Source organism: Curtobacterium sp. DN_7.5, from assembly GCF_022655355.1.
GTDB lineage: Bacteria > Actinomycetota > Actinomycetes > Actinomycetales > Microbacteriaceae > Curtobacterium > Curtobacterium luteum.
This window is the reverse complement of the sequence record NZ_CP093378.1, coordinates 2,459,764-2,485,915: the sequence shown is the minus strand read 5'-3', so window position 1 is coordinate 2,485,915 and position 26,152 is coordinate 2,459,764. Positions and strand designations below refer to the sequence as shown.

The window sequence follows — 26,152 nt, the reverse complement described above, 5'->3', positions numbered from 1 at the left end:
CCCGTCGTGACGGGGCGCGATCTGCGTCGTGGTGTGCGATCCGCTAGCTGAAGAGCTTCGCCAGCCGCGACACGCCCTCGGCGATGTCGTCGTCGCCGAGCGCGTAGGACAGGCGGAGGTAGCCGGAGGGGCCGAAGGCCTCGCCGGGGACGACCGCGACCTCGGCGTGCTCGAGGATGAGGTCCGCCAGCTCGAGGGTCGTCGTCGGGGTGGAACCGGCCCACTCGCGGCCGAGCAGCGCCGTGACGTCGGGGTAGACGTAGAAGGCACCCTTCGGCGTTGGCGTGTTGAAGCCCGGGATCGCGTTGAGCCCCTCCACGATCGCGCGGCGGCGTCGATCGAAGGCCTCGCGCATGGCCGTCACGGGCTCCTGCGGGCCGTCGAGTGCGGCGATCGCGGCGCGCTGCGAGACGTTCGAGACGTTGCTCGAGAGGTGGGACTGCAGGTTCGACGCGGCCTTGACCGCGTCCGCCGGGCCGATGAACCAGCCGACGCGCCAGCCGGTCATCGCGTAGGTCTTCGCGACCCCGTTGACGAGGATCGTCGTGTCCGCGAGGGCAGGGACGGCCTCGAGGACGCCGGTGAACCGGACGCCGTCGTAGACGAGGTCCTGGTAGATCTCGTCGCTGATGACCCAGATGCCGTGCTCGAGCGCCCACTCGCCGATGGCCTTCGTCTGCTCGGCGGAGTACACCGACCCGGTCGGGTTCGAGGGCGAGCAGAAGAGCAGCGCCTTCGTCTTCGGGGTGCGCGCTGCCTCGAGCTGCTCGACGGTGACGAGGTAGTCCTGGTCGCTGCCGGCGAAGACCTCGACCGGGACGCCGCCCGCGAGCCGGATGGCCTCGGGGTAGGTGGTCCAGTACGGGGCGGGCAGCAGGACCTCGTCGCCGTCGTCGACGATCGTCTGGAAGGCCTGGTAGACCGCCTGCTTCCCGCCGTTGGTGATGATGACCTGCGACGGGTCGACCGACACGCCCGACTCGCGCGCCGTCTTCTCGGCGACGGCCTGCTTCAGCTCGGGGAGCCCGGTGGCGGGCGTGTAGCGGTGGTTCTTCGGGTCCTGCGCGGCGGCGACGGCGGCGTCGACGACGTGCTGCGGCGTGGCGAAGTCGGGCTCGCCCGCGGCGAACGAGATGACGGGTCGACCCGCGGCCTTGAGCGCCTTGGCCTTCGCGTCGACCTTGAGCGTGGCCGACTCGGCGATGGCCGCGATGCGGGACGCGATGCGCTGCTGCGGGGCGGCGGGGTTGGCGGTGGACTCGGGGCCTTCGGCTGCGGTGCTCACACCCCGAGCCTACCGGGGCGGCACGCCGGGGGCGGCGGTCAAGTGGACACCGTGTGACGGACTCCCGTACACTCGACCACCGGAACGCGGAACGGTGACGAACCGTGTTCGAAGGGCGGTGGCTCAATTGGTAGAGCAGCGGTCTCCAAAACCGCAGGTTGCAGGTTCGAGTCCTGTCCGCCCTGCACATCTGGAAGGGTAGAAGTTGGCGAGCAAAGACGTGGAAGCGACGGCGGACGACGTCGTCGCCAAGGCGAAGCAGGACCGCGCATCGCGTCGCGGGCCGTTCGCTGCCATCGTGCTGTTCATCCGGCAGGTCATGGGCGAACTCCGCAAGGTGGTCACGCCGACCCGCAAGGAGCTCTTCAGCTACACCGGTGTCGTCCTCGTCTTCGTGATCGTGATGATGATCCTGGTCTCGGTCCTCGACTTCGTGTTCGGGCTCGGCGTCGGTTACGTCTTCGGCAACGGGCCGACCGCCTGAACCGGTCCGTCCGACCGCCGGCCGGGCTGATCGCTCGCCGACCCGATCCGCACCACCGAACGGAAAGAACCGACATTGTCTGACAACTCCCGCGACGACATCGACCTCGCGACGGCTGCCGAGCAGTCCTCCGAGGTCGAGGAGAACCAGGAAGGCGACGTCGAGACCGGCGAACTGCTCTCGGCCGAGTCCTCCGAGGAGCGTGCGATCTCCGTGGAGGACGCCGACGACGAGTCCCTCGGCCTGAGCGACGAGCCGGACGACGGCACCGTCGACGCGGGCATCGACGAGGCGCTCACCGCCCTGCAGGAGTCGCGTGACCCCGAGGCCGACGCGGTCGTCGACGACGCCCTCGAGATCGACTCCGCCGACGAGGCGGAGGCCGCTGTCGAGGCCGTCGAGGACGAGGAAGAAGTCGAGCTGGAGTCCGAGACCGCCGAGCAGGCGAACGAGACGCTGGCCGCCGACGAAGCCCTCGACGACGAGCCCGCCGAGGTCGACCCGTACGAGGCGTTCAAGGCCGAGCTGCGGATGAAGCCGGGCAAGTGGTACGTCATCCACTCCTACGCGGGCTTCGAGCGTCGCGTGAAGTCGAACATCGAGAACCGCATGGTGTCGATGTCGATGGAGGACTACATCTACCAGGTCGAGGTCCCGATGGAGGACGTCGTCGAGATCAAGAACGGGCAGCGCAAGCTGGTCACCCGCGTCCGGATCCCCTCGTACGTGCTCGTCCGCATGGACCTCAACGAGGACTCGTGGTCCGTCGTCCGTCACACCCCGGGCGTCACCGGCTTCGTGGGCAACGCGCACAACCCGACGCCGCTCCGCTTCGACGAGGCCTTCGGCATGCTGAAGTCGCTCGTCCAGGTCGCCGAGGCCGCTCCGGCCAAGGGCGGCGCGAAGTCCGGCGGTGCCGCACAGGCGCAGCCGCAGGCCGAGGTCGACTTCGAGATCGGCGAGACGATCACCATCAAGGAAGGCTCGTTCGCGGGCCTGCCCGGTTCGATCTCCGAGATCAAGCCGGAGAGCGGCAAGCTCACCGTCCTCGTCTCGCTGTTCGAGCGCGAGACCCCGGTCGAGCTCAGCTTCGACCAGGTCACCAAGCTGTAGTAAGCTACCCAGGTTTGGCCCCGCACGCTGAGCGTGTGGGGCTTCACCGCGGTCCGGAACGGCCGGGCCCGCGGGAGAGTGCACGGATCCCCGTGCGTTCGATTCCAGGAGGAAACAAGTCATGGCACCGAAGAAGAAGGTCACGGGCCTGATCAAGCTGCAGATCAACGCGGGCGCCGCCAACCCGGCCCCGCCGATCGGTCCTGCGCTCGGTCAGCACGGCGTGAACATCATGGAGTTCTGCAAGGCGTACAACGCCGCGACCGAGTCGCAGCGCGGCAACGTCGTCCCGGTCGAGATCACCGTCTACGAGGACCGTTCGTTCACGTTCATCCTCAAGACCCCGCCGGCCGCCGAGCTCATCAAGAAGGCTGCGGGTGTGCAGAAGGGGTCGTCGACCCCGCACACGGTCAAGGTCGCCAAGATCTCGATGGACCAGGTCCGTCAGATCGCCGAGACCAAGCAGGCCGACCTGAACGCCAACGACATCGAGCAGGCCGCGAAGATCATCGCCGGCACCGCGCGCTCGATGGGCATCACGGTCGAAGCCTGATCCACACCCCCTACACCCTTCCGTGGGAGAGCCTCGCCGGCTCGTCAACCACGTAGCTTCCGCGAGGAGAACACCATGGCGAAGAAGTCCAAGGCCTACCAGGCCGCGGCCGCGAAGATCGAGGCCGACAAGTTCTACACCCCGACCGAGGCAGTCGCCCTCGCGAAGGAGACCGGCTCGGCGAAGACCGACTCCACCGTCGAGGTCGCGCTGAAGCTCGGCGTCGACCCGCGCAAGGCGGACCAGATGGTCCGCGGCACGGTCATCCTGCCGCACGGCACGGGCAAGACCGCCCGGGTCATCGTGTTCGCGGTGGGCGCTGCCGCCGAGGCCGCGATCGCCGCCGGCGCCGACGAGGTCGGTGGCGACGAGCTCATCCAGAAGGTCGCCGACGGCTACACCGCCTTCGACTCGGCCGTCGCGACCCCGGACCTCATGGGCAAGGTCGGTCGTCTGGGCAAGGTGCTCGGCCCGCGTGGCCTCATGCCGAACCCGAAGACCGGCACCGTGACCCCGAACGTGGCGCAGGCCGTCAACGACATCAAGGGCGGCAAGATCGAGTTCCGCGTCGACAAGCACGCCAACGTGCACTTCGTCGTGGGCAAGGCTTCGTTCACGCCGGAGCAGCTCGACGAGAACATCTCGGCCGCGCTCGAGGAGATCGTCCGCCTCAAGCCGAACTCGTCGAAGGGCCGCTACATCACGAAGGGGTCCGTCGCGACCACCTTCGGCCCCGGCATCCCGCTGGACGTCAACAGCATCTGATCCGAGTCGTCAGGCTCGAACGAGGAGACCCGTACCGGCAACGGTGCGGGTCTCCTCGTCGTCCGGGCTCCTGTCCCGATAGCGTGGCCGCGTGCGCACCCTCGTGAACGCCCTGCGGCTCGTCGCCGTGATCGCCGTCGCGGCCGCGATCCTGGCCCAGTGGCTCGTTAGCTCGAAGCTCCCGAGCTACAACTTCTTCAACTACTTCGGCTACTTCACGAACCAGTCGAACATCTTCATCGCACTGGCGTTCGCGATCACCCTGGTGACCGCCGCCCGGCGGAAGCAGGGAGCGCTCGGCACGAGCATCTTCCGCGGTGCGTCGACCGTCTACATCGCGACGACCGGGATCGTCTACAACACGCTGCTCGTCAGCATCGACGTGCAGTCGTCGGTGCCGTGGTCGAACGACGTGCTGCACAAGGTCATGCCCGTGTACGCGGTGCTCGACTGGCTGCTGTTCTCCGACCGGTCGCGCCTGCTCCTCCGGCACGTGTGGCTGTTCCTGATCTACCCGGCCGTCTGGCTCGTCGTCATCCTGATCCGCGGCGCGACCGACGGGTGGGTGCCGTACCCGTTCCTCGACCCGTCGCTCGGGTACGGCGTCGTGGCGCTCTACTGCCTGGGGATCGCCGTCTTCATCGCGCTCATGGGCGTGCTCGTCGTCGGGATGAGCCGACTCCGGATCGTGCGGGTCTAGAGCCGGTCGCGGCGGAGGGTGTCGAGCACCCGGTCGGCGAGGTCGATGAGCACCCGGATCTGGTCGTCGTCGCGGTCCACCCACCGGCACTCCGGCTCGTCGTGCGCGGGGACGAAGTCGTCGTGGCGCTCCCACACGAACAGGGTGCGGTCGGCGCCGAGCACGTACTGCTGCCACCAGATCTGCCGCAGGTAGTGGCGCGGGATGCTCCGCCACGCCTTCGCGGTCGTCTTGATCTCGGCGAGCACGAGCCGGCCGTCGCCGTCGTGGCCGACGCCGTCCGGGGTGGCGAGGTGGGCACGGTTCGCCGCGGCGTGGAAGAGGTGGGCGGAGGGCTCGATGCCGTGGGTGGCGGCGACCCAGGCGGCGATGACGGGCTCGCGTTCCTTGCCGTGCTCCGTGTAGACGTTGCCGGAGAACCGTGAGCCGTAGCGCTTGTCCGCGACGACCGCGTGGACGGCGCGCAGCGAGGCGAGCCGTGCGACGTCGGTGGCGGTGATGCCCATCGCGCGGGCACGGAGCCACGCGACACGGTCCGAGGAGTGGGCGACGATGCGCTCGGTGTGTCCGCGCAGGACCGTGAACGTGTCGTGCCGGGCTGTACCCGGACCGGACACCGGGCCGGAACCGGACGCGGTGCCGGAACCGGACGCCGTCCGGGAGGACGACGCGGTGCCGGAGCCGACCGTGCGCGCGACCGGAGCCGACCCGCCGGGCGCGGGACGTTCCTCCAGGCCGGGGTCCAGGTCGCCCCACAGGGTGGGCTGCACGATCGTCACCCGACGATTCTCACCCCCGGTACCGACGGAGCGGAAACCGACGCGCGGTCAGGACACCAGCGGTCGGGACACCAGTGGTCAGGACACCAGCGGTCGGGACGCGAGCGCCCGTCCCTCGGCGAACGCGACGAGCTCGTCGACGCCCGCGGGGGAGAGCGCGTAGCCGATGGCCAGTGCCGCGGCCCCGTGGAGGGCCGCGTGGGCGCCGGCGCGTGACTGCGCGATGACGAGGTGCTCCGTGGCGAGCGGCATCGAGCGGGAGTACACGACCTCGCGGACGCCGGCGAGGAGGTGCTCGCCGGCTCGGGTGACCGAGCCACCGAGCACGATCACCGACGGGTTCATCAGCGACACGCACGTCGCCAGCACCTCGCCGATGTCCCGGCCGGCCTGTCGGACCGCCGCGATGGCGTCGAGGTCGGCCCGGGCGACGAGGTCGACGACGTCGCCGCTCGTGTGCGCGTCCCGGCCCTTCGCCCGGAGCGCCCGCGCGATCGCCGGACCGGAGGCGACGGCCTCGAGGCAGCCGGTGTTCCCGCAGTGGCAGGGGATGTCCTCGGCGCGGCTCACCCGGACGTGTCCGATGTCGCCCGCCGTGCCCTGGGCGCCGCGCTGCAGGACGCCGTCCGAGACGATGCCCGAGCCGATGCCGGTGGCCACCTTGACGAAGAGCAGGTGGTCGACGTCGGTCCACCCGCGTTGCCGTTCACCGAGGGCGGCGATGTTCACGTCGTTGTCGAGCAGGACGTGGGCGGCGACGTGCTCCCGCAGCCAGCCGGGCACGTCGAAGCCGTCCCAGCCGGGCATGATCGGCGGGTTCGCCGGACGCCCGGTGGAGAACTCGACCGGGCCGGGCACGCCGATCCCGATCGCGATGACGTCGTCGCGGGCGCGGTCGACCTCGTCGAGGAGCTCGTCGATGACCGACACGAGCCAGGAGAGCGTCGGGACGGGGCCGGCGGCGATGTCGATCCGGGCCTCCCGGGTCGCCAGCGGCGCCCCGGTGAGGTCGGTGACCGCCACCCGGCCGTGCGACGCTCCGAGGTCGGCGGCGACCACGAGCCGGGCTCGCGGCACGAGGGCCACCTGGGCGGGCGGCCGCCCACCGGTCGAGGCCGCGGTCTGCACCGGGCCGACGAGTCCGACTTCGATGAGGGCGTCCAGGCGCACGCCGATCGTCGAGCGTGCGAGTCCCGTCAGGGCGGCGAGTTCGGCCCGGGTCCGCGGCACGCCGTCGCGGAGGATCTGGAAGAGCTCGCTCGTCCCGACCGGCGGCGACGCTGCCGTCCGTGTCAAGTCGACCATGCGGCGAGTAGAGCACACATCGAACAGCGCGCGCAACGAAGTCCGTCGAAGTCAGCGCAACTTCTGCTTGACCGTCGACAGAAGTGGCCATAGTGTGACGATCGGTCAGTGACGACCGCACCATCTCGACGAGGAGACCTCCTGGTGACCCAACCGCTCTCGGTCCAGCTCTACACCGTCCGCGATGCCCTCTCGGCCGACCTGCCCGGCACGCTGCAGCGCATCGCCGACATCGGCTACACGAACGTCGAACTCTTCGGCTACGTCGACCGTGCGCCCGAGCTCCGCGACGCGCTCGCCGCCGCCGGACTGGCCGCCCCGAGCGGCCACGCACGCCTGCTGGACGCCGGCGAGCAGGACCTCGAGGCGATCTTCCACGCGAGCGTGACGGCCGGGATGACCACCCTCATCGACCCGCACATCGACGAGGCCCGCTGGACCACCCGCGAGGACGTGGAGGCGATCGCCCGGGAGCTGAGCGCCCTCGCCCCCCGGGCCGCGGACCACGGCCTGACCCTCGGCTACCACAACCACGCGTTCGAGTTCTCGAACCGCATCGACGGCGTCTCCGCCTACGAGGTCTTCGCCGACGCTCTGTCCGACGACGTCGTGCTGGAGCTCGACACGTACTGGGTCACGGTCGGCGGGGACGACCCGGTGGCGGTCATCGGGAAGTACGGCGACAAGGTGCAGTTCCTCCACGTCAAGGACGGCGACGGGTCGCACGACGACACCAAGCAGGTCGCCGTGGGCGACGGGATCATGCCGGTCCGCGAGATCCTCGCGGCTGCGCCGGACGCCCTGCACGTCGTGGAGCTCGACGACCACGAGGGCGACGTCTTCCAGGCCGTGGCCGACTCGTACACCTTCCTGCAGGGGGTCCGCGCATGACCGACACCGCGGCGAACGCGGCTCCGGCCGACACCACGACGGCCGACACCACGACGGCCGACACCACGACGGCCGACACCGCGGCGAACGCGGCTCCGGCCGACACCACGACGGCCGACACCACGACGGCCGCCGACGGCGCACGCCGTACCGGTCCGGTCGGCGTCGGCGTCATCGGCGCCGGGGTCATCTCGGACCAGTACCTGTCGAACCTGACGGTCTTCCCCGACGTGCGCTTGCTCTTCATCGCCGACATCGACCTGCCGCGCGCCGCCGCCCAGGCCGAGAAGTGGGGCGTGCCCGGTTCCGGCACGGTCGAGGAGCTCCTCGCCCACGACGACATCGAGATCGTCGTGAACCTGACGATCCCGGCCGCGCACGTCGAGGTCGCGCAGCAGATCCTCGCCGCCGGCAAGCACGTGTGGGGCGAGAAGCCGTACGCGCTCGACCGGGAGAGCGCCACGCAGCTCCGCGACGCCGCGGTCGCGGCCGGCACGACGGTCAGCGTCGCCCCGGACACCTTCCTCGGCGCCGGACTCCAGACCGCGCTGCGCACCATCCGGGACGGCCGCGTCGGTGCACCGCTCAACGGCTTGACGCTGTTCCAGAGCCCGGGTCCGGAGTCGTGGCACCCGAGCCCGGAGTTCCTGTTCGCGGTCGGCGCCGGGCCGCTGTTCGACATCGGCCCGTACTACCTGACGACGCTCGTGCAGGTCTTCGGCCCGGTGTCGAAGGTCACGGCGACCGCGTCCAAGGCCCGCGCGACCCGGGTGATCGGCTCCGGTCCGAAGGCGGGGACCGAGTTCCCGGTCGAGGTCCCGACGAACCACTCCGCGCTCATCGAGTTCGAGGGCGGCGGCAGCGCGCAGAGCGTGTTCTCGTTCGAGTCGACGCGCGGCCGCACCGGCTTCGTCGAGATCGCGGGGGAGACCGGCACGGTCGTGTTCCCCGACCCGAACGAGTTCGACGGCGACACCGAGCTGTACGCGGCGGGTGCCGAGGAGCCCGAGACGATCCCCGCGGTCGGCTCCACCTACTCGCGCGGCACGGGCGTGGTCGACCTCGCCCGGTCCATCCGTGCCGGCGTCGGCAACCGGGTCCCCGGTGCCCTCGCCTTCCACGTCCTCGACGTGATGGTCTCCATCGCCGAGAGCGCCGAACGTGGGGAGCCGGTGCTCGTCGAGAGCACCGTCGACCCCTCCCCGACCCTCCCCGAGGGCTGGGACCCCGCGGAGTCGACCCTGGCCTGATCGCCAGGGGACGCGCCGCACACAGCAGCACCCGACACGCACCATCCCTGCACCATCTCAACGACGAGAAAGTAGAGAGTCATGCGCACTGCCATCCGCGCACTGGCCATCACCGCGGCCGCGGCACTCACCGTGACCGGCCTCGCAGCCTGCTCCTCCGGAGGCTCCGGTTCGTCCGGCGACTCCAAGACGCTCACGTACTGGGCGTCGAACCAGGGCACCTCCCTCCAGAACGACAAGGAGGTGCTGACCCCCGTCCTCGAGAAGTTCACGAAGGAGACCGGGATCAAGGTCAACCTCCAGGTCATCGGGTGGAACGACCTGCAGACCAAGATCACCACCGCCGTCACCTCGGGCCAGGGCCCGGACGTGGTCAACATCGGCAACACCTGGGCGACCTCGCTCCAGGCCACGGGCGCCTTCCAGGAGTTTGGCGACTCGGAGATGAAGGCGATCGGCGGGGCCGACAAGTTCGGCAAGGTCGCACTCTCGACCGGTGGCGCTCCCGGCAAGACCGTCACGAGCGTCCCGCTCTACGGCCTCGCGTACGGCCTGTACTACAACAAGCAGATGTTCAAGGACGCCGGCCTCGAGGCGCCGACGACGTGGGAGGACCTCGTCACCGACGCCAAGAAGCTGACCACGGGCGGCAAGTACGGCTTCACCATCGCCGGTGGTTCGTACACCGAGAACTCGCACTTCGCCTTCATCAACTCGGCGCAGAACGGCGGCGAGTGGTTCGACAAGGACGGCAAGCCCACCTTCACGCAGCAGGCGAACGTCGACGGCATCAAGCGCTACCTCGACCTCATGCAGAGCGACAAGGTCGTCAACACCTCGAACGCGCAGTACGACAACGGCACGCAGGCGGTCTCGGACTTCGCGAACAAGAAGGCCGCGATGATGCTGACGCAGAACAACGCGAACAGCACGATCACGTCGAACGGCATGAGCACGGACGACTTCGGCGTCGTGCCCTTCCCGGCGCCGGAGGGCGAGACGGACATCGCGTCCTTCCCGGCCGGCATCAACCTGTCGATCTTCAAGAACACGAAGAACAAGGACGGCGCCCTGAAGTTCGTCAAGTACATGACGAGCGCTGACACGCAGGCCACGCTCGACAAGCCGTACTCGGCCCTGCCGGTGCTCGCCTCCGCTGCCGACTCGGTCACCGACGAGCAGACGAAGACGTTCCTCGACATCTACAACAACAAGGCGAAGCCGCTCCCGCTGGTGCCCGCCGAGGATCAGTTCGAGTCCACCGTCGGCAAGGCGATGAACGACATGTTCGCCAAGATCGCGACCGGCGGCACGGTGTCCGACAACGACATCAAGACGGCGCTGCAGACCGCGCAGGACCAGGTCTCGCAGTCGGTCGGCTAGTCGGCTTGGAGGCCCGGGGCGCGTCCGCAGGACGCGTCCCGGGCCTCGCCCCTCCACACCCGGCCACCCGCCGGGAGTGAGCCGATCGGCTCACGCATGCCGCGCCTCCCCACGGCCACGGCCACGGCCGCTGCCCCGATCCGCGCGACGCACCCGATCCTCCTCTCCGCCGAAAGGCTTGCCATGTCCACCTCGGTCCTGCCGGACTCCGAGCGCCTCGACCTGACCCGCACGAAGGCCCCGACGCTGTCGGGGCCGCAACCGGGTCGGAAGCCCAAGCGGCACTGGCTGCCGTACGCGCTCGTCGCCCCGGCGATCCTGTTCGAGCTGCTCATCCACATCGTCCCGATGCTCACCGGCATCTGGATCTCGTTCATGCAGCTCACCAAGTACTTCATCGCGAACTGGGGTGCCGCTCCCTTCGCCGGGCTCCGGAACTACTCGGTCGCGATCGACTTCGACCAGGCGATCGGCCAGGGCGTCCTGAACTCGTTCCTCATCACCTGCGCGTTCACGATCCTGGTGGTCGGCCTGTCCTGGACGTTCGGGATGGCGGCGGCGGTCGCGCTGCAGAAGCCGTTCAGGGGCCGCGGCCTCTTCCGCACGCTCTTCCTCGTGCCGTACGCGCTCCCGATGTACGCGGGCATCATCACCTGGAAGTTCATGTTCCAGCGTGACTCCGGCGCGATCAACCACGTCCTCGTCGACCAGCTGCACCTCTTCAGCGGCCAGGGACCGTTCTGGCTCATCGGGTCGAACGCCTTCGTCTCGGTCGTCGTCGTCGCGATCTGGAAGACCTGGCCGTTCGCCTTCCTCATGCTGATGGCCGGCCTGCAGTCCGTGCCGAACGACGTCTACGAGGCAGCGTCGGTCGACGGTGCGAAGCCGTTCCGCCAGTGGCGCTCGATCACGCTGCCGATGGTCCGTCCCGTCAACGTGACCCTGGTGCTCGTGATGTTCCTCTGGACGTTCAACGACTTCAACACGCCGTACGTCCTCTTCGGCTCGACCGCGCAGCCCCCGGCAGCGGACCTGCTGAGCTTCCACATCTACAACGCGTCGTTCATCACCTGGAACTTCGGCTCCGGGGCTGCGATGAGCGTCCTGCTCCTCATCTTCCTGCTCATCGTCACGGGCATCTACCTCGCCGTGACCAACCGGAGGTCCGTCCGTGCGTGAGACAGTCGGCGCCAAGTCGTTCAAGATCGTCACCATCGTCCTGCTGACGCTGTTCACGGTCGTCCCGCTCTACGTCATGATCACGACGGCCATGAAGCCGCTCGGCGACGTCCAGGACAACTTCACGTGGATCCCGTCGACGATCACGTTCCAGCCGTTCATCGACATGTGGTCGACCGTCCCGCTGGCGAAGTACTTCGTCAACTCGCTCGTGGTCTGCACGGTCGCGACGCTGTTCTCGCTCATCATCGCCACGTTCGCCGCCTACGGGGTCTCGCGGTGGAACTTCAAGGGCAAGAGCACGTTCACCACCGCGGTGCTGTCGACCCAGATGTTCCCCGGCGTGCTGTTCCTGCTGCCGCTGTTCCTCATCTTCACGAACCTCGGCAACACGCTCGGCATCCAGCTCGTCGGGTCGTGGACCGGCCTGATCATCACCTACCTGACGTTCACGCTGCCGTTCTCGATCTGGATGCTCGCGGGCTACTTCGAGACCATCCCGCGTGAACTCGACGAGGCCGCGATGGTGGACGGCTCCGGTCCGATGGGTGCCCTGTTCCGGGTGATCCTGCCGTCGGCCCGTCCGGGGCTCGTGGCCGTCGGCATCTACTCGTTCATGACCGCCTGGGGTGAGGTGCTCTTCGCCTCGGTGATGACGAACGGCGACGGGCAGCTGCTCGCGAACGGTCTGCAGCAGTACTCGACGCAGACGAACGTGTACTGGAACCAGATCATGGCGGCGTCGCTCGTGGTGTCGGTCCCCGTGGTGATCGCGTTCCTCATCGTGCAGCGCCAGTTCGTGGCGGGTCTGACCGCCGGTGCGGTGAAGTAGGCGCGACCACCCGCCGGGAGGCGCGGTGCGGGTCGGACCCGCACCGCGCCTCCCGGCGGTCCCCGCGCGGCGCGGGCCGAGACTCGCGTCGTGCTCCGCGAGTCTCGCGGCGCGGGCCGAGACCGCGCGGCGCGGGCCGAGACTCGCGGCGGGCGACCGTTCTCGCGGCTCCGTGCCCGAACAACGTCGCTCAGCCCGAGACTCGGGTCGCTCAGCCCGAGACTCCGGTCGCGCGGGCCGAGACTCGCGCCGCGCGAGCCGAGACTCGCGGCGCGGGCCGAGACTCGGGTCGCGTGAGACGAGGCTCGGGCCGCGCGCACCACCGACCGAACCGACAGGATGGACAGATGAGCGAGACCCGTGGGCGGCAGCTGCTGCCCGGCCAGACCTCCCGTGTGCACGTGTACGACGTCGAGGCCCGCGAGGGACGGCTCGTGTTCGCGAGCGACCGCGTCCTCGTCGAGGCGCCGAACGTCCTCGACGACGGCCGGGTCCTGCTCAACGGCGGTGGCGACCTCTGGCTGCTGCCGCTCCCGCCGGTGGGGACCGTGCTCGACGAGACCGCGCTCGTGCCGGTCCCGATGCCAGGCGTCCCGGAGATCAACAACGACCACGTGCTCGACCCCTCCGACGGCTCGGTCGTGGTGAGTGCTCGCAACGGTGAGCTCTACCGGGTGCCGCTGCCCGACGGTGGCTCCGCGGAGCAGCTGACCGACACGACGGCCGCGCTCCCGACGAAACGGAAGTTCTACCTGCACGGCATCGCTCCGGACGGCAGCGCCCTGGCGGCGATCGTGGGGGAGCGCACCGAGGACGGCGTCTGGACCACCAACGTGGCGAGCGTCGACCCCATGACCGGAGAGCCGACGTTCCTCACGCGTGACGCCTTCCCGGACGACGGCTGCACGATCACGCCGGTCGGCGGCATCTGGCTGTTCAACACGGAGCGCTTCACACCGGGGACGGCGCAGCTCGCGACCGTCTGGCCGGGGCACGCCGACCCGGTGCGGATCACGAACGACGACCGGGTGAACTGGTTCCCGCACCTCTCGCCGGACGGATCGCACCTGCTGTACCTGTCGTACGAGCCGGGCGTGCAGGGACACCCGGCCGACCACCGCGTCGAGCTGCGGCTGCTCCCCGGAGCCCTCGTGCGGGGAGCCCGGATCGCGGTCGAGCCGGAGACCCTCGTGACGCTCGACGGAGGACAGGGGACGGTCAACGTGCCGCCGTGGTCGCCGGACTCGCGGTGGTTCGCGTACTGCGACTACCCGGTCGCGCCGTAGGGCGCGGAGGCTGCGCGGGCCCGGGGGACCCAGCGGCGCGGGGGCTGCGCGGGCCCGGGAGACCGAGCGGCGCGGAGGCCGCGCGGGCCCGGGAGACCGAGACTCGGCCCCACGGACGGTTCCGCGGCGTCGGGGCCACGGAACCGTCCGCTGAGCCGAGTCTCGGCAGCGCACCGGCATGCCCGCTACACCTCGCGCACCAGCCCCTGCTTGATGTGCAGCCGACGTTCGGCGCGGCGGGCCACCCACGAGTCGTGCGTCACGATGACCACGGTCAGCCCGCGCTCCTTCCACTGCCGCTCGATGATCCCCATGATCTCGTCGCGCGTCCCCTCGTCGAGCGCACCGGTCGGCTCGTCCGCGAGGAGCACCGACGGGTTCTTCACGAGCGCCCGTGCGATCGCCACCCGTTGCTGCTGCCCGCCGGACAACTCCGCCGGCAGGTGGTCCAGGCGCTCGCCGAGCCCGACCTCCTGCAGCGCGGCCGTGGCACGCGAGCGGACCTCGTCCTTGGACCGGTTCGCGAGCGAGCCCGCGAACGCCGTCTCGACGTTCTCGAGCGCGGTGAGCGTCGGGATGAGGTTGAAGCTCTGGAAGACGAACCCGATCTCCGTCGCCCGGAGGTCCGTGAGTGCCCCGTCCCCGAGCTTCGCGACGTCGTGTTCGCCGAGGAGGACGCTCCCGGCACTCGGCCGGTCGAGCGCCCCGAGCATCTGGAGGAGGGTCGACTTCCCGCCGCCGGTCGGCCCCTGGATCGCCACGAGCTGCCCCTGCGGGATCGTGAGGTCGACGTTCGTCAACGCGGTGACGGTCCGGTTCTTCTGCTTGTACGTCTTGCTCACGTTCTGCAGCCGGTAGATCGGACTGGAGGCGCGGTTCGCCCCCGCCGTGGAGGCTGCGGTCGCCGGGGTGGTCACGGGTGCTCCTGTCGGTTCGGTCGCGTCGTGCGTCGGGGTTGCGTCGTGCGTCGTGGTCGGGTCGGTCGCGTCGTGCGTCGGGGTGGTCGTGTCGCGTGTCGGTCCGGGCATCAGGCCACGCTCCGCAGCGCCTCGGCCGGGCGGAGCCGGCTCGCACGCCAGCCGCCGAGGGCACCGGCGAGCAGCCCACCGAGGACCGCGAGCCCGATGGCGAGCAGGATCACCTCGACCGTCACGGGGGCGTGGAGGACCACGTCGGTCGTGCTCGCCGTGCTGGCCGCCCCGCCGCCGAAGCCGCCGGCCGGTGCGCCGCCGGTCGTTCCGCTGCCCGCAGCCGCGGTCGCCGCGCCCCCGGGCATGCCGCCACCCGTCCCACCGCGGGTGGAGGTCGAGGCGCTCGCCGAGATGGTCGGGGCGATGACGTTGACGACGAGGATGCCGATCAAGCCCGCCGCCGCACCGATCACGCCGCCGATGAGGCCCTGGACGAGCGACTCGCCGGCGACCTGCCGGGTGATGCGGCCGTTCGACCAGCCGATCGCCTTGAGGGTGCCGAACTCCCGGGTGCGCCGGGTCACGCCGGAGATCGTGAAGAGGATCGCGATGAGGAACGCCGCCGCGAGGACGACGATCGACAACCAGGTGCCGAGGTTCGACACGAGGCTCGACGCGGTGCTCAGCGAACCGGAGACGCTCGAGGCGAGGTCCGCCTCGGTCGAGACGGTGGCGCTGCTGAGCTTCTGCTGCAGCGCGGACTTGATGGTGCTGACGTCGGACGAGGACTCCGCGGAGACGTAGATCGACGTCACCTTGCCGTCGAGGTCGGCCAACGACTGCGCGGTGTCGAGCGGGACGTAGGTGTTCGAGCCCGTGGTGCTCGAGGACCCGGTGGACGCGACGATCCCGATGACGGTGAACTTCGTGCCGCCGATCTCGAGTGTGTCCCCGACGGCCTTGTCCTCGCTCTTCGCGTAGGCGCTGTCGAGCACGACGACGTCCTTGCCGGCGTCCTTCGCCGTGAACGAGCGGCCCTTCGTGATCTCGGTGCTCGTGAGCGGACCGACCGCGTCGCCCGACACCGGGATGCCCGTGACGGTGAAGGAGTCGACGTTGAACGAGCCGCCGCCGAATCCACCGCCGCTCGGCGGTCCCTGCTGCGTGCTGCTGTCCGACGAACCGGCGTCGGTGCTGCCCGACGCCGAACCACCAGAGCTGCTGCTGTCGGAGCTGCTGCTGCCCTGCTGCACCTGCCCCGAGAAGGTCGTGTTCTCGAGCGCCAGCACGCCCGTCGCCGCCTTCACGCCGGTGGTCGCCGTGACGGTCGCGAGGTTCGACGCGTTCAGCGTGCTCGACCCGCGGGCGACCGCCAGACGCGACTGCGACAGGTCGGTCGACCCGCTGTCGCTGCCCGAGCGACTGCCGAAGTCGAAGGACGGCCGGCCGGTGCTCGACGACGTCGGCTGTTCGGTCTTCGTGATCGTGATGTCGGTGCCGACGCCGTACACGGACTGCAGGACGCTCGACTGCGCCGCCTTCACCCCGCTCGCGATCGACGACACGATGACGACCAGGGCGATCGCGAGCGCCATGCCGACGGCGATGATGACCGTCTGCTTCCGGCGGTTCGTGAGCTCGCGCCTGAGGTAGGTCAGGAACATGGTTCTCCTCGGTGTTGGGGACGAGGAGACCGTAGGGAGCGAGTCGATGAGCAGCGCTGCCGGAACCCAAGACGATCCGATGAGGCCTCAGCCGGCGTCGCCGTACGTCACGCGGAGGTGCTCGGCGTAGCCCCCGGGCGTCCGACCGACGAACCGACCGCTCGTCACCACCGGGAACGCCGTGGTGGCGCGAACGTCGAACCCGAGCGCTCGGGCCCGTGTGACGAGTCGGACGTCCTCGTGCTCGGGGACCGGGTCGAAGCCGCCCGAGCCCAGGTACGCGTCCACCCGCACCCCGAGGTTGGCGCCGTGGACGTGCCCGAGCGTCGCGCCGGGCGGGTGCGCGACCCGCCAGCGACACAGGACGTCGGGGTCGAGGTCGTCGGGCTCCGGCTCGACGGCGCCCACGAGCACGTGTGCACCGGCGGCGAGGGCGTCGGCCTGCTGGACGAGCCACGACCCGTGCACGCGGGAGTCCGCGTCGGTGTGGGCCGTCCAGTGCGTCCCGGTCGGACCGGCGGCCCGCAGGACGTGCGCGACGCCGAGGCTCCGGGCGCGCCCGACCCCGACGGGCCGTGGGCCGGTGTCCACGACGTCGAGCGGGGTCCGTCGCCACGTGTCGTCGTCCGCGATCCGGTCGGCGACGACCTCGGCGGTCCGATCTGTGCATCCGTCGAGGACCACCGTCACGCCGACGTCGACGCCCGGTCGCTCGCGCCGGAGCGTCCGCACCGCCGCTGCGAGCGCGTCGACGCAGGCCGCGATGGTGTCCACCTCGTCGTGGGCAGGCACCACCACGTCGACGCGGGGCGCCGGACGAGCGGGGCTCACCGGACGAGCGGGGTTCTCCCGACGAGCGGGGCTCACCGGACGAGCCCGTCGGCCCGCGCGACGGAGGGCGTGGACGGGCCGGGGAACACGCTCAGCACGAAGTCCTCCTCGACGTGGCGGACGAGAGCCGGTCGGGGCCACCGCTCCGTGAGCCGCGCGTCGACGGTGTCGCCGTCGGTCACGGCCTCGTCGTCGGGGTGCCGCCAGTGGCAGGCGACGAGGACACCGTCGTCGTCGAGCGCGCCCAGGACCCGGTCGATCGTGCGGTCGAGGTCAGCGGGACTCAGGTAGTAGCCGATCTCGGAGAGCACGACGAGGTCGAAGCGACCCTCGGGCCAGTCCTCCGGGAGCGCGGCCCGCACGAACCGAGCGCCCGGAGCACGTTCCCGGGCCTGAGCGAGCGGCGCCTCGGAGATGTCCGTGCCGAGCACCTGGTCTGCTCGTCCAGCGATCGCCGCGGTCAGCACCCCCGTCGCGCACCCGAGCTCGAGCGCCGACCGGTACCGCTCGCGCGGCAGGGCCGCGAGCGTGACCGCACGCTTCCGGCGCTCGTACCAGGAGCCGTCGAAGTCCCACCCCTCGGGCTTTCGGGCGTAGTGGGCGTCGAACGACTCCCGCGAGCGCGAGCGCGAGCGCGCGAGCGGACGTGAGGACGGCGCCGCGTCCACGGGGAAGTACCACTCGGTCCGCCGGAGGTGGTGTGCTGCGTGCCGTTCGTCGACGATCGCCTCGTCGCCCGGCGCCGGCGAGAGCGGGAGGGTCTGCGACCGGTACGCGGCGAGGGCGGTCCGCTTCCGGTCGAGCGCGTCGGCCGACAACGCCAGCGCGCGGGCTCGGTCCCAGGGTGCCGCGGGGGCGTCCGGGTCGTCCCAGTGCCAGGCCCAGACCGGGTACGCGAGCACGGTGACGTGGTCGTGACCGGCGGCCACGGCCTCGGCGACCTCGCCGGCGACCCGGTGGTCGCGGTGTCCGTCGCCGCGCCAGGGGACGACGAGCAGGACCTGTCCGGTCGCGCTCGACAGCCGCTCGTCGAGCGCCGCGCGGAGGACGTCGGGGTGGTCCCGCAGCGCACCGTCCGGGACACGGAGCGACGTCCCGACCGCGCCCGGGTGCAACGCCGCCGACGCCGTCCGGAACTCCTCGTCACGCCGCGCCGCGAGGTCGTCGGGGCCGACGGTGGGGGAGTCGGGGTGGGAGCGCTCGCCGCGGCTGACGAGCAGGACCTCGACCGGCACGGCCCGCGCAGCTGCGGTCGCGACGAGGCCACCGGCGCCGAGCGTCTCGTCGTCGGGGTGCGGCGCGACGACGACGACCGAGGCGAACCCGTCGAGGGCGACGTCCTGCGGCGTCAGCGCGTCGAGGAGGGTCGTCCACCGCTGCGGGTCGGTCCCGGGCTCCCGGTGGTCGAAGGTCACCATGCGACACCGCCGCGTTCGAGCACCATCCGGCCGGCTCGGGCGAGGTCGCGGGCGCCGTGGTCCTGCAGCACGTACAGCTCGAGGTCGGCCACCCGCGCAGCGACCGCGGGGTCGGCCGTGAGCGGTGCGGGGCCGATCGTCGCCACGACCCGGTGCCGGACCGCGTCGACAGCACGGCGGACCCGGGCGCGGACGACCTGCGCCTCGAACGCCCAGTCCGTCCCGGGGCGATCGGCGTCGATGCGGGCCGCTGCGTCCGCGAGCGCGTCCTCCGCATCGGCGAGGTCGGCGACCGTCGCGCCGAGTGCGGCCTGCAGCAGTTCGGACCCCGGTCGGGACGCCGCGAGCGACCGCAGCACCCGGGCGAGGCCGACGGCGCCGCCCCACCAGCAGGCCGCGACGCCGATCCCGCCCCAGGCGAACCCCGGGCGTCGGAGGTACCAGCCCGGCTCGCCGACGAGCGAGCCCGGGACGCCGTCGAGGTCGACCGGTCCGCTCGGGACGTCCGGCATGCCGCGGGCCACCCAGACGTCGTCGTGCGCGGTCACGCCCGGGTGCCGGAGGTCGACCGCGACCAGGATCCGCTCGTCCCCGGCGTGCGCGGTGACGAGCGCGTGGCTCAGCGTCGACGCGAGCGAGCACCACGGCTTCGTCCCGCTGAGCCGGACGGTCCCGTCGCCCGTCGCGTGGGCGTCGACACGGAGCCCGGGCGCCTCGGCGGCGAACACGCCCCAGGTCGAGCCGTCGGGCACGGGGACACCGGCCTGGTCGAGGACACTGCGGGCGTCGAGGTGCGGCTCGACGGTGCGCGCCAGCGCGACGTCGACCGCCGCGAGCGCGGCGAGCGTGGCGAAGACGGGTCCGGCCGTGCCCGCGGACAGCGTCGGCGTGGTGGCGGCGACCGCCTGCGCGACGGCCAGCCGTTCCGCCGGGGTCGCACCGTGCCTCCCGGCCGGTCCGACCGCGTCGTCGACGTCGACGGCGCGCGCAGCCGCGGACCATGCGGAGGAGTGCAGCATGCGGTCACCGTACGGAGCGTTCCCGGGGCGGCCGCCCGGGTCCGCGTTATCCGTCTCATGCGTGATCCACAGAACGCGCAGCGGTCCGTCTCAGACCGCTCATAGGAAACGCTCGATACTCGAAGACGTGACCATCTCCCAGCCCGCAGCAGCACCGCGCCTCACACGTGCCGACGGAACCCCGTTGCGCATCCTCGTCGTCGACGACGAGGCCAGCCTCACCGACCTGTTGTCCATGGCGCTCCGCTACGAGGGCTGGGACGTCAAGAGCGCGAACGGCGGACAGGACGCCCTGAGCACGGCGCGCGAGTGGAAGCCCGACGCGATGGTGCTCGACGTGATGATGCCCGACCTCGACGGGCTGCAGGTGCTCAGCCGCCTGCGCCAGAACAACGACGACACCCCGGTGCTCTTCCTCACGGCGAAGGACTCCGTCGAGGACCGCGTCACCGGGCTCACGGCCGGTGGCGACGACTACGTGACGAAGCCGTTCTCCCTGGAGGAGGTCGTGGCACGCCTGCGCGGGCTCATCCGTCGTTCGCAGATCTCGATCTCCGAGGCCGGCGACTCCCGCATCGTCGTCGGCGACCTGGTGCTCGACGAGGAGTCCTACGAGGTCTCGCGAGCCGGCCGCCCGATCGAGCTCACCGCGACGGAGTTCGAGCTCCTCCGCTTCCTCATGCGGAACCCCCGCCGCGTGCTGTCGAAGGCGCAGATCCTCGACCGCGTGTGGTCGTACGACTTCGGCGGCAAGAGCTCCGTCGTCGAGATCTACATCTCGTACCTGCGCAAGAAGATCGACGCGGGGGAGACCCCCATGATCCACACCGTGCGCGGTGTCGGGTACGTCATCAAGCCCACGTCCTGAGGGCAGCGCAGTGACGCTCCGTCGCCGGCTGGTGCTCAGCATCGTCGCACTCGTGGTGGCCGTGAGTGCGGTGATCGGTGCGGGCAGCATCATCGCCCTGGCGTCCATCCAGACCGGCACGATCGACTCCCAGCTGTCCAAGGCCACCGACCGCGCCAGCACGAAGTTCGGCGAGGGCCAGCAGCAGCCGGGCGGCCAGCGTCCGAACGACGACGCCCTCGCACCGCTCGGCCAGGCCGCGGGGACGTTGACCGCCTACTACGGTTCGGGTGGCATCGCGGCCGGCATCGTCATCAACGAGGACAGCTCCCGGTCGCAGCTGACCGCGGACGAACTGCAGCGCCTCGGGCAGGTCAAGGTCGGGGTGGACCCGGCGACGCTCGACCTCGGTGGCACCCTCGGGAAGTACCGGGTCGCCGCGGTCCAGGTCGACAACCCCGCGCTCGGCAACGCCGTCCTCGTGGTCGGGCTGCCGATGTCGCCGGTGTACGAGAGCGTCTGGTCACTGCTGCTCGTCGTCGTCGTCGTGGTGGGTGCCGCGCTGGTCGCCGGGTCCGTCGTCGCCGCGGTGGTCGTCCGGCGCGCGCTGCGGCCGCTCGAACGGGTCGCCGAGACCGCGTCGGCCGTCGCCCGGATGCCCCTCGAACGCAGCGACGCCCTGCAGGACGTCCGGGTGCCCGACGCCGATCCCCGGACCGAGGTCGGGCGCGTCGGAGCCGCGTTCAACCGCATGCTCGGGCACATCGGCGGCGCGATGCAGGCACGGGAGCGCTCGGAGCAGAAGGTCCGGCAGTTCGTCGCGGACGCCTCCCACGAGCTCCGCACACCGCTCGCCTCGGTGCGCGGCTACGCCGAACTCACCCGACGCATGGGCGCGGACCTTCCGGAGGACGTCGTCTACGCGATGAGCCGCATCGAGTCGGAGTCGAAGCGGATGACGAGCATGGTCGAGGACCTGCTCCTCCTCGCCCGGCTCGACGAGGGTCGGGAGATCCAGTTCGACGACGTGGACCTCACCGGGCTCGTCCTCGACGCGGTGAACGACGCCCATGCGGCCTCGCCCGGCCACGTGATCGAGGTCGACGTGCCGTCGGAACCGGTCGAGGTCCTCGGTGATGCGGCGCGGTTGCACCAGGTGATCGTGAACCTCGTGACGAACGCGCGGACCCACACGCCCGAGGGCACGCGCATCACGGTCGGGATCGCCCGGAGCGGTGACGGCGTGGACCTTGCCGTCCGCGACACCGGTCAGGGCATCGACCCCGAGTTCCTCCCGAAGCTGTTCGAGCGGTTCGCCCGCGCGGACAGTTCGCGGTCCCGCACGGTGGGGTCGACCGGCCTCGGGCTCGCCATCGTCGACGCGGTCGTGCAGGCGCACGGCGGGCGGGTCGAGGTGACGAGCGAGCCGGGCGACACCGTGTTCACGGTGCACCTGCCGGTCTCGCCGCCGTCGGCGGCTGCCGAGTGGTCGGAGACGCCCGAGGCCGCTCCCGCGACCAGCTGACGGACGGGAGGCGCGGTGCGGGCCCGCCCCGCGCCTCCCGACCGGTGTTTGGTGTCGTCCGCAACCTCTGCTACGCTGCTCGAAGCCAAAGACCGTCGGTTCTTGTTGCGCTCGCGCAGCAAGCGAAGGTCCTCACCGAGTGAGGCAGCCCGCGCAGGTGTTCCGAACCACTCCACCCGCTCGCGGGGGAGCAGCTCCGAGCCTCTGCGCCGGAGCTTTTTTCATGTGGTGAGGGTCGTGCTTGTCACGACCATCGACCTGGGGCTGCCGGCAAGAAACCCCAAGGAGAACCATGGCGAACAAGGAAGCTGCGGTCGCCGAGCTCACGGAAGCATTCCAGAGCTCGAACGCCGTTCTGCTCACCGAGTACCGCGGTCTCACGGTCGCGCAGCTCAAGGAGCTCCGCAACTCGATCCGTGAGCACGCCACGTACGCCGTGGTGAAGAACACGCTGACCAAGATCGCGGCGAACAACGCCGGCATCTCGTCGTTCGACGACGAGCTCGCCGGTCCGTCCGCTCTCGCCTTCGTCCACGGTGACACCGTCGCCGTCGCGAAGTCGCTGCGTGCATTCGCCAAGGCGAACCCCCAGCTCGTGGTGAAGGGCGGTTACTTCGACGGTAACCCGCTCACCGCGACCGAGGTGGACAAGCTCGCCGACCTCGAGTCCCGTGAAGTCCTGCTCGGCAAGCTCGCCGGCGCCTTCAAGGCCTCGCTGTTCGGTGCTGCGTACCTGTTCCAGGCACCCCTCTCGCAGGCCGTCCGCACCGTGGACGCCCTCCGCGAGAAGCAGGAGTCCGCGGCCTGATCGGGCACGCGTTCCACAACCACACGTACTAGCTAGTAGTAGGAGAAAATCATGGCGAAGCTTTCGCAGGACGAGCTCATCGAGGCCTTCAAGGAGCTCACGCTCATCGAGCTCTCGGACTTCGTGAAGAAGTTCGAAGAGGTCTTCGAGGTCACCGCTGCTGCCCCCGTCGCGGTCGCCGCGGCCGGTGGCGCTGCTGCCCCCGCCGAGGAGGTCGAGGAGAAGACCGAGTTCGACGTCGTGCTCAAGTCGGCCGGTGACAAGAAGATCCAGGTCATCAAGGAGGTCCGTGGCCTCACGTCGCTCGGCCTCGGCGAGGCCAAGGCGCTCGTGGAGACCCCCGACGCCAAGGTGCTCGAGGGCGTCAACAAGGAGACCGCTGACAAGGCGAAGGAGACCCTCGAGGCCGCCGGCGCCACGGTCGAGGTCGCGTAACTCCCGACCCATCAGGTCTGAAGGCCGTCGTCCCTCCGGGGGCGGCGGCCTTCATCGTGCGCGGGGGGTGCGGCGCGGCGGCGGCGCGGCCGAGTCTCGCGCTCAGCGACCGTTCTCGCGTGCAGATGCGCGAGAACTGTCGCTCACCACGAGTCTCGTGCGTGGCCGCTCGAGACTCGTGGTGGTCAGAAGTGCACGCGGTGCTGCCGGAACAGTGCCCGGAGGCGGTCGGGGTCGACGAGGTGCCACCACGTCGGACGCACGACGGTCCGGACCGCGGTGAACGCACGGAGCCGGTCTTCGCGGACCTTCTCGTGCCAGAGTGCTTCATCGGGACTCCGGGCGCCGAGCACCTCGCGGTCGACGTACTTCTGCTTGCCGTCGAACTCCACGACCACTCCGAGCTCCTCGAACCAGAAGTCGACCCGGTCCGTGCGGCCGTCGGCGGAGCGGAACTCGTGCTGCGCGACGGGACGGGGGAGTCCGATCTCGACCATCCGGATCGCCGTGTACGACTCCCCGGCGGACTCGTGGAGCGGGTCGAGCGCCTCGGCCACCGTGCGACCGCGGACGGAGCCTCGACGACGAGGGCCCGGGAGCGCCGCGACGAAGTCATCGATCGTGACGAGTCGTGTACGGACCGCGTGGTCGACCGCCACCGCTGCGACTGCCGGTTCGAGCGTCGCGGCGAGGTCGATCGCCGTCCGGAGCGGACCGGTGATCGGGACGCCTCCCATCGACACGGGGCGTGGACCGAGGTCGGGCTCGCCTGCGTGACGGACGAGGTGCGCACGGTGCTCCGTCCGGGACGTCACGGCATCGGTGACGTGGACGCGGGCCGGCGGCGGCCCGACCAGCGGCCAGCCGAGTGCGATCGCCGCCGTGAGGTGTGAGAACGCTGCGGTCGGTCTGACGGTCGGCGCGAGCGCCCGAGCCAGCGCCAGGTGCCGCTCGATCGCAGACATCGACTGCCACACCGCCGTGTCGAGGTACACGCCGTCCACGATGCGGACCAAGGCGCCCGCACGGTGTCGGCGTTGCAGGGACCGTGCGGCCGATCGATCGACTTCGGTCGCTCGGAGCAGTCGGGGGTACGCGTTGGCCATGGCGGTAGCGTCGCGCTGTCGAGCTCACATCGGTCGGGGCTGCTCCGGGCTGTGGACAACAGGAACTGCTTCGCCGCCTGTGGGCGAGTCTCGACGTGGGTGGTGCGAGTCTCGGCGTGGGCGACGCTTCTCGGGCGTCGGAGCGCGAGAAGTGTCGCCCACGCCGAGACTCGGGCGGGCGGGCAGCGGGCGCGCAGCGGGCGGCAGGCGGGCGCGCAGCGGGCAGCGGGCGGGCGCCGCGCGTCAGCGCAGCGTGCTGTGGCGGCGGCCCCAGAGCAGGTAGAGCGCGGCGCCGACGACCATCCACACGCCGAACGCGATCCAGGTCCCCGCGCCGAGGAACACCGCGAGCAGCACGCAGCAGAGCGTCCCGAGCACCGGCACGACCGGGAAGAGCGGCACCCGGTACGAGCGCTCGAGCCCCGGCTGGGTGCGGCGCAGCACGATGACCGACACGTTCACGAGCGCGAACGCCACGAGCGTGCCGATGCTCGTCGCGTCGGCCAGTTCGCCGAGCGGCACCAGCGCGGCGACGACCGTGACGACCAGGCCGACGATGAGCGTGTTCGCGACCGGGGTCCCGGTGCGGTGCGACACCCGGCCGAAGACCTTCGGCACGAGCCCGTCGCGCGCCATCGTCAGCAGGATGCGGGTCTGGCCGTAGAGGACGGTCAGCACGACGCTCGCGATCGCGATGACGGCGCCGATCGAGAACACCAGCGCGACCCAGGGCTGCCCGGTGACCTCGACGACGATGCGGACGAGCGAGGCCTCGGAGTCGGAGAACGACGTCCACGTCCGGGCACCGATCGCCGCGACGGCAACCAGGATGTACAGCGCCGTGATGAGGGCGATCGACCCGATGATCGCGCGGGGGAGGTCGCGGCGGGGGTCCTTGGCCTCCTCGCCCGCGGTGGAGGCGGCGTCGAAGCCGATGTACGAGAAGAACAGCCGGGAGGCCGCCGCGGTGACCCCTGCGGCACCCATCGGCGCGAGCGGCTCGAAGTTGCCCGCGCGGAACGCCGTGAAGGCCACGACGACGAAGAACACCAGCAGGGCGATCTTCACGATCACCATCAGGGTGTTCACCCACGCGCTCTCGCGGACGCCCGGGAGCAGGATCGCCGTCGCGAGGAGCACCAGCACCGCTGCGGGCAGGTTCACGACTCCGCCGTCCCCGGGAGGAGCGGAGACCGCGGCCGGCAGGTGCAGCCCGAACACGCGGAGGGTCTCGTCGACGTACTCGCTCGCCCCGACCGCCACGGCGGCGACCGACACGGCGTACTCGAGCACGAGGCACCATCCGCAGACCCAGGCGATCCCCTCGCCCATGGTCGCGTAGGTGTACGAGTAGCTCGACCCGGAGGTCGGCACGGCACCGGCCATCTCGGCGTACGACAGCGCGGACAGGAGCGCCGCGACGCCGGCGAGCACGAACGAGATCCACACCGCGGGCCCCGCCAGCGGGACCGCGGTCCCGAGGACCACGAGGATGCCGGTACCGAGGGTCGCGCCCACGCTGATCATCGTCAGCTGCCACACGCCGAGCGATCGACGCAGCGGCTCGCCGTTCACGCCGCGGGCGGCCTCGGCCTGCAGGTCCGCGATGGGTTTGCGACGGGCGAGCTGCTGCCGGAGGGACACGGGGGACTGCGCGGACGACATGGGACCTCGGTGGTGGCCGGACGGGGACGCACGATGGTGGCATGCCCCCCGTGCGGGGTCAAACCGACCGCGACGATGTCGTTCCCCGGCGGTACCGTTGCAGAGGTCGACGCGGGAG

The 26,152-nt window shown here is 70.7% G+C and carries 25 protein-coding genes and 1 tRNA gene; 16 read left to right on the top strand and 10 right to left on the bottom strand.

Annotated features, from left to right (window positions below; genetic code table 11):
• Positions 1–43 precede the first annotated feature (43 nt).
• Positions 44–1,285: a pyridoxal phosphate-dependent aminotransferase gene (locus tag MON03_RS11360; protein WP_022904423.1), complete on the bottom strand. Its 1,242-nt coding sequence runs from the start codon at positions 1,283–1,285 to the stop codon at positions 44–46.
• Between the two features lie 112 nt (positions 1,286–1,397).
• On the opposite strand from MON03_RS11360, the gene MON03_RS11355 reads away from it, so the two are divergent.
• From MON03_RS11355 to MON03_RS11330, 6 genes are all read left to right on the top strand, one after another.
• A tRNA-Trp gene (locus MON03_RS11355) sits at positions 1,398–1,470 on the top strand.
• 20 nt (positions 1,471–1,490) lie between these two features.
• Positions 1,491–1,769, top strand: a complete 279-nt coding sequence (gene secE, locus MON03_RS11350; protein ID WP_022904424.1) for a preprotein translocase subunit SecE — start codon at positions 1,491–1,493, stop codon at positions 1,767–1,769.
• 75 nt (positions 1,770–1,844) lie between these two features.
• Positions 1,845–2,882: a transcription termination/antitermination protein NusG gene (gene nusG / locus MON03_RS11345; RefSeq protein ID WP_022904425.1), complete on the top strand. Its 1,038-nt coding sequence runs from the start codon at positions 1,845–1,847 to the stop codon at positions 2,880–2,882.
• Positions 2,883–3,003: 121 nt separating this feature from the next.
• On the top strand, positions 3,004–3,435 hold the full coding sequence (gene rplK, locus MON03_RS11340; protein WP_022904426.1) for a 50S ribosomal protein L11: 432 nt from the start codon (positions 3,004–3,006) through the stop codon (positions 3,433–3,435).
• Positions 3,436–3,510: 75 nt separating this feature from the next.
• Entirely contained in the window at positions 3,511–4,200 is a 690-nt protein-coding gene (gene rplA, locus MON03_RS11335; protein ID WP_242088454.1) for a 50S ribosomal protein L1, read from the top strand.
• Positions 4,201–4,291: 91 nt separating this feature from the next.
• Positions 4,292–4,900, top strand: coding sequence for a Pr6Pr family membrane protein (locus MON03_RS11330; protein ID WP_022904427.1), 609 nt, complete (start codon positions 4,292–4,294; stop codon positions 4,898–4,900).
• Here the strand turns inward: MON03_RS11330 and MON03_RS11325 are convergent.
• Positions 4,897–5,679: a YqaJ viral recombinase family protein gene (locus MON03_RS11325; RefSeq protein ID WP_502798669.1), complete on the bottom strand. Its 783-nt coding sequence runs from the start codon at positions 5,677–5,679 to the stop codon at positions 4,897–4,899. The two genes, MON03_RS11330 and MON03_RS11325, sit on opposite strands and share 4 nt — an antisense overlap.
• A gap of 78 nt (positions 5,680–5,757) precedes the next feature.
• Positions 5,758–6,984, bottom strand: coding sequence for an ROK family transcriptional regulator (locus tag MON03_RS11320; protein ID WP_022904428.1), 1,227 nt, complete (start codon positions 6,982–6,984; stop codon positions 5,758–5,760).
• A gap of 144 nt (positions 6,985–7,128) precedes the next feature.
• On the opposite strand from MON03_RS11320, the gene MON03_RS11315 reads away from it, so the two are divergent.
• From MON03_RS11315 to MON03_RS11290, 6 genes are all read left to right on the top strand, one after another.
• Complete coding sequence (locus MON03_RS11315) at positions 7,129–7,875, top strand: sugar phosphate isomerase/epimerase family protein (protein ID WP_022904429.1); 747 nt, start codon at positions 7,129–7,131, stop codon at positions 7,873–7,875.
• Positions 7,872–9,125: a Gfo/Idh/MocA family protein gene (locus MON03_RS11310; RefSeq protein WP_242088453.1), complete on the top strand. Its 1,254-nt coding sequence runs from the start codon at positions 7,872–7,874 to the stop codon at positions 9,123–9,125. Before MON03_RS11315 ends, MON03_RS11310 begins: the two co-directional genes overlap by 4 nt.
• A gap of 81 nt (positions 9,126–9,206) precedes the next feature.
• Positions 9,207–10,508, top strand: coding sequence for an ABC transporter substrate-binding protein (locus MON03_RS11305; RefSeq protein WP_022904430.1), 1,302 nt, complete (start codon positions 9,207–9,209; stop codon positions 10,506–10,508).
• A 183-nt stretch (positions 10,509–10,691) separates the two neighbouring features.
• Positions 10,692–11,687, top strand: coding sequence for a carbohydrate ABC transporter permease (locus tag MON03_RS11300; RefSeq protein ID WP_022904432.1), 996 nt, complete (start codon positions 10,692–10,694; stop codon positions 11,685–11,687).
• Entirely contained in the window at positions 11,680–12,519 is an 840-nt protein-coding gene (locus MON03_RS11295; protein WP_175329448.1) for a carbohydrate ABC transporter permease, read from the top strand. The genes MON03_RS11300 and MON03_RS11295 overlap by 8 nt, the downstream gene beginning before the upstream one ends.
• A 347-nt stretch (positions 12,520–12,866) precedes the next feature.
• The gene (locus tag MON03_RS11290) at positions 12,867–13,805 is read left to right on the top strand and encodes a TolB family protein (protein ID WP_242088452.1); all 939 of its coding nucleotides are present in this window, start codon (positions 12,867–12,869) and stop codon (positions 13,803–13,805) included.
• Between the two features lie 185 nt (positions 13,806–13,990).
• On the opposite strand, the gene MON03_RS11285 is transcribed toward MON03_RS11290, so the two are convergent.
• The 5 genes from MON03_RS11285 to MON03_RS11265 all read right to left on the bottom strand — a co-directional run bounded on the left by MON03_RS11285 (position 13,991) and on the right by MON03_RS11265 (position 19,648).
• Complete coding sequence (locus tag MON03_RS11285) at positions 13,991–14,665, bottom strand: ABC transporter ATP-binding protein (RefSeq protein ID WP_031273864.1); 675 nt, start codon at positions 14,663–14,665, stop codon at positions 13,991–13,993.
• A 167-nt stretch (positions 14,666–14,832) separates the two neighbouring features.
• Positions 14,833–16,380 (bottom strand): ABC transporter permease, encoded by a 1,548-nt coding sequence (locus MON03_RS11280; RefSeq protein ID WP_242088451.1) that lies wholly within the window; start codon positions 16,378–16,380, stop codon positions 14,833–14,835.
• Between the two features lie 87 nt (positions 16,381–16,467).
• A complete protein-coding gene (locus MON03_RS11275; RefSeq protein ID WP_277927288.1) occupies positions 16,468–17,172 on the bottom strand; it encodes a glycosyltransferase family 2 protein in 705 nt (234 codons plus the stop codon).
• 71 nt (positions 17,173–17,243) lie between these two features.
• On the bottom strand, positions 17,244–18,629 hold the full coding sequence (locus MON03_RS11270; RefSeq protein ID WP_242088449.1) for a PIG-L family deacetylase: 1,386 nt from the start codon (positions 18,627–18,629) through the stop codon (positions 17,244–17,246).
• Entirely contained in the window at positions 18,623–19,648 is a 1,026-nt protein-coding gene (locus tag MON03_RS11265; protein WP_242088447.1) for an acyl-CoA dehydrogenase family protein, read from the bottom strand. Before MON03_RS11265 ends, MON03_RS11270 begins: the two co-directional genes overlap by 7 nt.
• Before the next feature lie 127 nt (positions 19,649–19,775).
• Between MON03_RS11265 and MON03_RS11260 the strand changes: the two genes are divergently transcribed.
• The 4 genes from MON03_RS11260 to rplL all read left to right on the top strand — a co-directional run bounded on the left by MON03_RS11260 (position 19,776) and on the right by rplL (position 23,263).
• Complete coding sequence (locus MON03_RS11260; RefSeq protein WP_031274250.1) at positions 19,776–20,516, top strand: response regulator transcription factor; 741 nt, start codon at positions 19,776–19,778, stop codon at positions 20,514–20,516.
• Between the two features lie 10 nt (positions 20,517–20,526).
• A complete protein-coding gene (locus MON03_RS11255; RefSeq protein ID WP_242088445.1) occupies positions 20,527–22,020 on the top strand; it encodes a sensor histidine kinase in 1,494 nt (497 codons plus the stop codon).
• Between the two features lie 292 nt (positions 22,021–22,312).
• Entirely contained in the window at positions 22,313–22,828 is a 516-nt protein-coding gene (rplJ, locus tag MON03_RS11250; protein ID WP_022904852.1) for a 50S ribosomal protein L10, read from the top strand.
• 51 nt (positions 22,829–22,879) lie between these two features.
• Positions 22,880–23,263, top strand: a complete 384-nt coding sequence (gene rplL, locus MON03_RS11245) for a 50S ribosomal protein L7/L12 (protein WP_022904851.1) — start codon at positions 22,880–22,882, stop codon at positions 23,261–23,263.
• Between the two features lie 185 nt (positions 23,264–23,448).
• Here rplL and MON03_RS11240 read toward each other — a convergent pair whose 3' ends face one another.
• Positions 23,449–24,369, bottom strand: a complete 921-nt coding sequence (locus MON03_RS11240) for a hypothetical protein (RefSeq protein ID WP_242088443.1) — start codon at positions 24,367–24,369, stop codon at positions 23,449–23,451.
• A 243-nt stretch (positions 24,370–24,612) separates the two neighbouring features.
• On the bottom strand, positions 24,613–26,034 hold the full coding sequence (locus tag MON03_RS11235; RefSeq protein ID WP_242088441.1) for an APC family permease: 1,422 nt from the start codon (positions 26,032–26,034) through the stop codon (positions 24,613–24,615).
• Positions 26,035–26,152: the final 118 nt, after the last annotated feature.